General features: G+C 50.4%; 5 protein-coding genes. 3 read left to right on the top strand and 2 right to left on the bottom strand.

Annotated features, from left to right (window positions below; all coding sequences use genetic code 11):
* Positions 1–79: 79 nt before the first annotated feature.
* Both AC6F7T_RS10740 and AC6F7T_RS10735 read right to left on the bottom strand, forming a co-directional pair.
* On the bottom strand, positions 80–1,342 hold the full coding sequence (locus AC6F7T_RS10740) for an OmpA family protein (RefSeq protein WP_500718719.1): 1,263 nt from the start codon (positions 1,340–1,342) through the stop codon (positions 80–82).
* 501 nt (positions 1,343–1,843) lie between these two features.
* Positions 1,844–3,136, bottom strand: coding sequence for a DUF6178 family protein (locus tag AC6F7T_RS10735; protein ID WP_500718717.1), 1,293 nt, complete (start codon positions 3,134–3,136; stop codon positions 1,844–1,846).
* A 408-nt stretch (positions 3,137–3,544) separates the two neighbouring features.
* On the opposite strand from AC6F7T_RS10735, the gene AC6F7T_RS10730 reads away from it, so the two are divergent.
* The 3 genes from AC6F7T_RS10730 to AC6F7T_RS10720 form a co-directional block, all read left to right on the top strand.
* Complete coding sequence (locus AC6F7T_RS10730) at positions 3,545–5,950, top strand: ATP-binding protein (protein ID WP_500718716.1); 2,406 nt, start codon at positions 3,545–3,547, stop codon at positions 5,948–5,950.
* Positions 5,947–8,091, top strand: a complete 2,145-nt coding sequence (locus AC6F7T_RS10725; protein WP_500718714.1) for a hypothetical protein — start codon at positions 5,947–5,949, stop codon at positions 8,089–8,091. The genes AC6F7T_RS10730 and AC6F7T_RS10725 overlap by 4 nt, the downstream gene beginning before the upstream one ends.
* A gap of 52 nt (positions 8,092–8,143) precedes the next feature.
* On the top strand, positions 8,144–8,762 hold a 619-nt coding region (locus AC6F7T_RS10720; protein WP_500718712.1), incomplete at its 3' end, for a hypothetical protein.

Genomic DNA, 8,762 nt, shown 5'->3' with positions numbered 1-8,762 from the left:
CCACCAAACCAACAAAGAAACGGCCGGGAATTCCCGGCCGTTTCTTTGTTGGTTTGGTGGTTAAATCCTTTGCTGAAGACTATTGGACGGCGTAACCACAGGCCACATCAACCCGTCGGTTCAATGCCCGCCCCTCTTCGGTTTTATTGTCGGCAACCGGCTTTTCTTCGCCCATGCCACGGGCGACCATTTTTGCTGCCGGAACATTGAAGCGCTCAACCAGAGCATTCTTGACTGCCACCGCACGCTGCTCGGAGAGGGTCTGGTTATAGGCTTCAGGACCGGCACTGTCGGTGTGACCGATGAGAGCAACCTCGTGGCCGGGGTAATTGCTAATACAGGCTGCAGCTTTGGCTAATTCACTATCAAACTCGGTTGAAACGTTTGCGCTGTCAAAACCAAAATTGATGCGCAAAGAGAGGACGGTCGGACATCCATCAGTATCAACCCGGACACCGGCCGGGGTGCCAGGGCACTTGTCGAGATAGTCCGCAACACCGTCACCATCGCTGTCAAGCGGGCAGCCCTGGGTATCAACGGCAACGCCACGCGGGGTGTTGGGGCATTTGTCAAGGTGGTCGGGTACACCATCACCATCGCTGTCAAGCACAACCGGGGCTGGAGCTGGTTTTGGGGCAGGTTCAGTCAGGAAAACGGTAGCAACAAACTGTGCCATGGCACCGGCGTCAGCCAGGTTGGCGGCTGTTGTCGCAAAGCCACACTGCCCGGCCTGGGCAACTTTCTCAAGTACTTTATGTCCCATGGAATTGCGCTGATTGCCAACGGCTATCGTGTAAATACACAAGTTGTCACCAAGCTGCTCCTTTGCCTGTTGAGCTGCAGCAGGTGCGTTATCCATGTCTAGGCCGTCACTGATGACAATAATCGCGGATTTACCGCCTGCGGTTTTTAAATCCTGCGTGGCAGCGTTAAGAGCTGCTGCGAGGGGGCTGGTGCCGCCAATGTATTGGATTGTTCCTAGGCGATCGTGAAAAGTCTGACGATCGTGGCGGGTCATACCATAGATTAAATTAGTTGGGTTTTTCGATTGATAACTGTTGTGGCCAAAAGTACGCAAGCCTGAATTATAGGTCAGGTCGGCTGGAATCCCCTGGTTAATACGACTGGCAATGTCCCTGGCTGTGATAAAATATTTTCCTCCCTCTTCCATGCTCAACGATGAGTCGATAATGATCTGGAAGTTATCGATCTTGGCAGCCTTGCCCCCACTGTTAACAGCAGGTGCTGTCAGCGGTTGTAAAGGTGGTTGGGGTACCGGCGCGCAGGCACTGACAAGGGCGATGAGTGCACACCCCGTGAAAAATTTCATCCATCCATTCATGATTCGTTCCTCCTTGATAAAATTGCGAAATTGCTTGAATAAATTAATCTGGTTAGCTATTTGACTCCAGTAAATCAGAAAACAGGATATGGATTCTGCGACTACGCCTCGCTTCGCGCAGAATGACACCCGTTTTTTTTCCATCATCGTCCTTCTGTGTCATCCTGCGCGAAGTCGCAGGATCCAGATTATTAGCAAGTCGCATCGGTCGCGATCTTCTAACTGTTATGCTGGAGCGAAGTGGATAACCTAATAAATTAATATCATGTGGTTTGGTAAATGCAAGGGGGGGCGGAAGGTTAATAACCGTCGTTCAGCCTCGGGTAGTGGTCAGGTCCTTAGCCGATATCTGTGCAGATTCAGAGAGTTAGTAGAGCTGTTAAGCGCTGAACAGAAGACGCATTATTTCTCATTAAGAACGAAGTTTTAGCGTCAACCGGCCAGGTGGTTTGGCCTCATTAGGTTCTTTACCGCGTCTAACCGTCCTTTTTAGGCTGGACTTTAGTTAAGCCGATCAAGGATCCTTTCCAGTTGAGTCAAGCGCTCATCAATATGGTGAATCTGCTCTATTGTGTTGATAGCACGGATTTCACTGGGGCAGGCATCGCAGCCTTCGCAATAATGACGAGGAGGTTGCTGGGTCAACAGGTCGATGAACAGGGTTGCAGATTCATCCATTAATCCGACATGTGAGTATTTTTTTATTGCAGCAGCACGTTCCTGTTCACGAGATATCAGACTGTGGCCCAATTGGAACAGGCGCTGCAGCCAGGTGGTATGAAAAATTTCTGTAGCCTGGTTGAGATCCTTGCCGGCGAGATACTCCAACGCCAGATTGAGGATATCGTAGGTTTGTTGCATTGCCTCACGCACTTCTGTCGTTGACGACAGATCGATCTGATCGGCGCTGAATTTGCGGTTCACCAGGTGCAACATTTCGCAGGCCAGTTCATGGGGGATACCCTCTTCAAGAACCGCGGCCAGAAAATGATGCGGGGTCGCGCTGTTAAGCAGTGCCAGCGGATTAGGCAGGTTGTCTGCCTCGAGACGAAAGTCCTGTTTATCGCCAACGACAAATGTTTGCGGATTCGTCCTGGTATAGATCACTCTGGCGTCCATGGTCGGAACAATTCCCAGGTCGAGCAGACGGGCGCTGCGTCGTTGGTAAACCTCTTCCTCGAGGATCAACATGCTTTCGCTGCGAATAATTTCCATGATCTGCAGATAATGATTCTGTTCGCGTTCCTGCCAGATGTTGAACAGGGACCCGAGGATCTTTGCTGCGTCGTCTGATTTGTATTCAATGTCGTAAATCGCTTCCATGCGCTTGGCGTTTTCAGCATCGTCATCATCGTAGGCTTCAAGGCCGCGGATAATGGTCAGATGTTTGCCGAGCATCAGGGCGAGAATTTCCGGTTCAGTCTCACGTGCTAACTGGCGGATTTTTTCTTCATCGCAGTTGGACAGGAACTCCAGCCAGTTTAGTGCTGCTTCCGGGTTCAGGGTATCCAGATCCCAACAATCCAGGTCGAGGATCAAGGTAATCTGGGCCGGGGTGGCAAGGGAAATTAATTCCAATGAATCTTGCGCACCGAGTTCATTAACGGTCAGATAGAGTTCCTGGGGATGTAGCCGCGGAACAACAATTTCCGGCTTACTGCTGTTAATGATCAGATGGTATTTTTCTTTGCCTTGTGCTTGATGGATCTGCAGTAACTGTTCTTTAAGGGGCATCTGATGGAAAGCCACCGGCACTGCAGCAGATTTGTTCGCAATGTGGTTTTTTTTGCTCATGGGAAAGAAAACTCCGGTCAGCAGGTTGGATACAGTGTGCTCGTTTTTATGTTGTGTTAGGTCTTAAGTGGGCTTGAGGGACACTCTAAAACAGTGGCGGCAATAGCGCAATCAGCTTGTGGCTGAAAGCTGAAATGCGCAACAGACGCCTTGCCATTGTTGATGGCGGCGCAAAAAAACTCATCAACTGCTGCGCCAGTCTAAAAAACAGTCGCCATCATCTCACTGCTTTGATGTAAGCAGGTCTCATGGTTCAACCTTGGCACGCCTTGCATGTGGCGTTTTGAGCTTAGCCACCCAACCTGATGCTTTTTGCCAAAGCATCATTGTTAATAACTTCATTTTTTTGCCGTGAATTGATAGGGTGTCGTGACACCTTGAGTATTAGTATATCCGGACTTCTCATTCATGGCTAAAATCCAGTCACGACAATCTGTTAAAAACAAGCTGACGCTGCTGTTGATGCTGGTCAGTGTGGTTTTATTAGTCATTGTCAGCCTTGTCGTGCTGATCGCCGAGATCTTTGCCACCAGAGCCGCCTTGGCTCAGGAACTCCGGGTACTTACTGCTGCCGTTGGTAATAGCAGCCGTCAGTCTCTGGTCCTCAGTCAATATCAAGAGACAGAAAAGTTTCTTGCCGCCTTGGCAAGCCAGAAACATATTCATGCGGCGTATCTGTTCAATGGTCAGGGCGACCCGGTTGCTGAATATTTAGCGCAGAAGAATTCTGCGTTTGCCTGGAAGTTTCTCGAAATCGACTTCGCCGCTGATAACAAAGCTTACTGGACAACGGCAACAGAAGAACGAATCAATTCGTGCTTTTCTCATCTCGGTATTTTTACCCCGATATTCTATGAAGGAAAACGGGTTGGCACACTTTATGTGCTCAGTGACCTTGACGCCCTTTATGGACGGTTAAGTGGTGTTGCCTTCGGCACGACCCTGGCGCTGATGTTGTTGTTTGTTTTTTCATGGATTTTTGCCGGTCGTCTGCAAAAGCCGATTTCTGAGCCTTTGCTGAATCTTGCCGGGGTAATGGAGAAAATATCAGTTCAACAGGATTATTCGGTCCGGGCGACAAAAATGAGCAACGATGAAATTGCTCAACTGGTTGACGGTTTGAATCATATACTGGATCAGGTGGAGAATTACCAACGCCAACAGGCCCGTTATCAGGACCATTTGGAGTTAACGGTTGATCAGCGCACGACGGAATTACGTGCTGCTGTGTTTGAGCTGAAAAAGGCGCGCCGCCAGGCTGAAGCGGCAAATGAGGCTAAATCGCAGTTTTTGTCACGAATGACCCATGAGTTGCGAACGCCATTGATTGGTGTGCTGGGGATGAATGGCCTGCTGCAGCGCACCCCGCTGTCGGAGCAGCAGCGCATATTGGTAAATACCGTCGATAAATCGGGCAACGATCTGCTCGCATTGATCAGCGATGTCCTTGACATTGCGCGTATTGAGGCGGGCGTGCTGGAACTGGATATTGATGAAATTGAACCGGCCCGAATTGTCGAGGAGGTGGTTGAGTTGCTGGCGCCCCAGGCTCAGGCCAAAGGGGTGGAACTTCTTGCTGACATCCCCCGGGGGGCACTTGTTGCGGCGCGCGGGGATCGGGCGAGAATCTGGCAGATTGTAATGAATCTGATTGGCAACGCAATCAAGTTTACCCCAGCAGGGTCGATTACTGCGCGGTTGCAATTGATTCCGGAACATCAGGGGAAAGGGCGATTTATCATTGCGGTTGAAGATACCGGTATTGGTATGGACGCGACAACCAGCCAGCGTATCTTTGATAGTTTTTATCAACACAATGATCTGTCTTCAGAAATCAGCAGCGGCAGCGGTCTGGGATTGTCGATTGTCAAACAGCTTGTCGATTTGATGGATGGCCGGGTCAGTGTTGCAAGTTGTCCTGCTGCTGGTAGCTGTTTCACCGTTGAATTGTCCCTATTGTTGCTTGAGCATCATCACTCTGCCGCCGTGACTGACTTGTCTGGTACTCAGGTCATTGTTGCCGTTGCTGCAACACCCTCAGCGTCTGTGCTCGAAAGGCAACTGACCGAGTTAGGTGCTGACGTAGTCCATGCCCCCTCTGCAGTAGAATGTCACCAGTTGTTGCTGGATCTACAACGCGTGGGATCTGTTTGTCATCTCCTGTTGTTGGACCACGACTGGTACATTCAACGTGACGAACAAGACTTTTGTGCTCAGTTGACGGAACTAACCAGGCAGCTTGTGCTGGTCTGCCGTGATTCGACGGTCAAGATGCCGGTGGTTGATCATGTGGTGCTACTCCATCAGCCCTTTACCTGGCGCAACTTGTTTGAATTGCTTGCGCGCATCCCTGTTCAACCATGTGAAATGTCAGGGCCGGCTGTGCCCCTGCAACCTGTTGCCGACATCGATGTCCATGGCAATTTAAGTACTCATCGAGTGATTTATCTTGGCCGTCATGCCGCTGAGCGGCAGTTACTGCGGCTGACTTTGGCAGCGTGGCAGATTTTGCCCGATTGCGTAGATGATATCCATGATGCTATGGCCATGTGTCGTCATAATGATGTTGTTCTGATGATTCTTGATACTTCTGAGCTTACAGCTAAGAACCTTGACCAGCTGCTGAAGTTAAAAGAAGAGCTGCCACCCTGCTGTCTAATCGGTGAGCATAAACCTGCAGATCTGCTGACCTTGCCAGTTATCGGTTACCTTGATAAGCCGGTCTCTAAGCTTGCGTTGCATCAGATTCTCGATCCATTACTGACAAAAGCCGACAGTGATCCCTCCATGGCCGTCGAGGAGGTAACCAGATGAAGCGCTCGTTGCCTTTAATTGCACTATTGTCCTGCATTGTCCTGGGTGTTGTTCTGCTGCTCTGGTTTGGTGGAATATTTCAAAAATATCTTGGCACGACAGGGAACCTGGTGGTTCATGCTCCGCTCATCCAGCGCTTACCGCTCGGTTCAGACGTAAAGTTTCAGCTTGACGGCAGTGGTTTTGATCGCGATACCAGGGTGAGCCTGGTCTTGGATGTCAGTAACCAGGATTCGATCGTCAATCGCTACCCGTTGGATGGTTATTACAACTCCAGCCTGATAGTCGGCGATTTTCTGCTTCTTGGCAGCAACGATGGTTTGAAATTAATCAGTCTTTCTGTCCCCGACTCACCCCGTATACTCGAAACCTATCTACCCGGACGTTCGGTTGTTAATCTGCACTATGGTGGCGGCAAGGTTTTTGTATCCTGCGGTCGCCTGGGGCTGGTTGTCATGGCTCTGCAGGAAAACGGACTCAGGGTTGAGGCTGAAGTCTGGACCGGTGATACTGTAATTAGCAGTTATTTTCACGCGGGTTATCTGTATGTGAATAATCTCTCACAGTCTTTGCTGGTTTATGATGCGAGTGATAGCGCCCGGTTTCGGCAGGTGGGTCAGCTACATCATGCAACTACTGTCAGAGGGATGGCCTTCAGTGGTAATCAACTCTTTCTCCATGATCGCAGCGGCATACTTTACCTTTATGATTGCAGTGATCCCACCGCATTGTCCCTGATTGACCAGTTGCGTTTTGAATCTGTTGTGCGTGCGGTTCTGGTGAAAAATACGGTGCTCTACGTTGCGTTGACAGACAGTCTCTGGGCTTTTGAACTAGGGCATGCGGCTCGGCTGGGTCAGCTGGAATTACTTAAGGTTTGGGATCAATTCGGTTCCATCATGCGCCTGATCGGAGGGGAAAATCATCTCTATCTGATCGATCGGAGTGTCGGCGTGCGCATTTTTGATACGCGCGATCTGACAATGTCAGAACAGAAGTCATTTGCCGAGGGGCTGCAAACTCTGGCAGAAAACGGCGACTATCTATATTGTGCCGGATCCCTGGAAGGATTGTTGACAATTGATCGCCGGCAGTTGCGATCGCGACAGGTAGTAAAATGGATTGGTTCCTTGCTGGGGGTAACCGATGGAATCGTTGTCGATGGATTTTTTTATCTTAGCTTAAACCGTGCTGGTGTTGGCGGTGTCGCAATTGTTGATCAGCAAAAAGGTATTGCTACTCCTTTTGCCGATGCACCAGCACCGAGTTCCTCTCTTGCCCGTTATCAGAACCTTCTTTTTGTAAGACAGATGAACTCAGGCGTCAGGGTTTTTGATATGACTATTCGCACCAGTCCACAACTGCTCGCTGAGTGGCCTGACAATGAGGCAAATCGCCTACTGGTCATCAATGATTATCTGATCAGTTACTCCCTTCGAAATGGTTTGCAGGTGACTGCTGTTGCCGACATCGGCGCAGCGCATGTTGTTGATCAGGTGGAAGCACCACAGATTGTTAGTATGGTTGCAGTGAATGACTATCTGATGGGTGTGACCTATGATCAGGGTCTATTGATCTATCGCGTCCACGATAGTGGCAAACTCGAAAAGGTCAACCGATTCCGTCCACCTTTCCCGGCACAACAGTTTGACCAGCAGGTCGATATCCATGTGCAGGATGGCTTGGCTTATATCGCCAACGGGGACTCGGGATTGTTAATCGTCGATGTCAGTGACCCAACAAATCTCCAACTGGTCGGCACCATTGCCCCGCCCGGATATGCCAAGGGAGTGCGTTTCCATCAAAATCTGGTCTATCTTGTTACTCTACGCAATGGAGTTCATCTTGTTGATGTGACGCGACCGGCACAACCGCTGTTGATTGGTACGATACCGCTGAGCCGATTGTCGAAGTTTTTGCTTGTCGATGATGGTCTGCTGTATTTTTTTCAGGATGCGAGTGGCATATCGGCGATACCGCTGCCTATCTTTGCCCAAAACGTTAGATTGCGGTCGCGCAACCGCTTAAACGTTACCATGCCGGCACCGTTTTATCCGGGGCGCTATAATCTGCTGGTCAGCAATCACCATGGTACGGTTACCCATAACGGGGTTTTTGAGTTTTATCAGCAACCGGAATGACATGAAAAACACAACGGATGTTGGCGTGACGAGGTTATATCAATAAGGTTCCATGCGTATTCTAGGGTTTGTCATATCTGCGGCAGTCCTGCATCTTGTGCTGTTGGCATTGAGCCTGGATAACAGCAGCGAGCAAATCGACGAATTCCGTATCGGTGTTGCCCTGGTGGAGCGGCAGGTGGATTCGTTTGCTGACGATGCTGCCATGGCAGCTTCCGCCGCGCAGGAATCTTTTGCTGCTGATTCCAGCGCGCATTCTGCTCTTGATTCGCTCGACAGAAAAGAAGTAAGCGACACTCAAGAACAGGTCGATAAACCGACTGTGCAGGGGTTGGCGGTCGAGGTTGACGATAGCAACTCCAGGCCGGATATTCAGCGGCCCGTTGCTGCCGAAAAATCCCTGCCGCCGGAAGATCACCAGCCACAGTTGCTGCGTGAGGCGATTGATCATCGTTCGCCGGAAGAAATGTCATTGTCATTGCATCAGCCGATTCATCATGTAGCAACTGAGGCCGCGTCACTATCACAGGTTTCACTAGCGCGCCCGGAGGGGCCGTCAGCAGAACCGGCGGCCGGCGCGGCGGGAAAGACGGCCGGCGAATCTGTAGCATTGCAAGTGTCAGCTCTACCCCGCTATGGACATCATCCTGCGCCATCCTACCCGGGCATTG

It is taken from the genome of Pelovirga sp. (assembly GCF_059864205.1).
The sequence above is the reverse complement of the archived record's forward strand: the minus strand, read 5'-3'. Positions and strand labels throughout refer to the sequence as shown.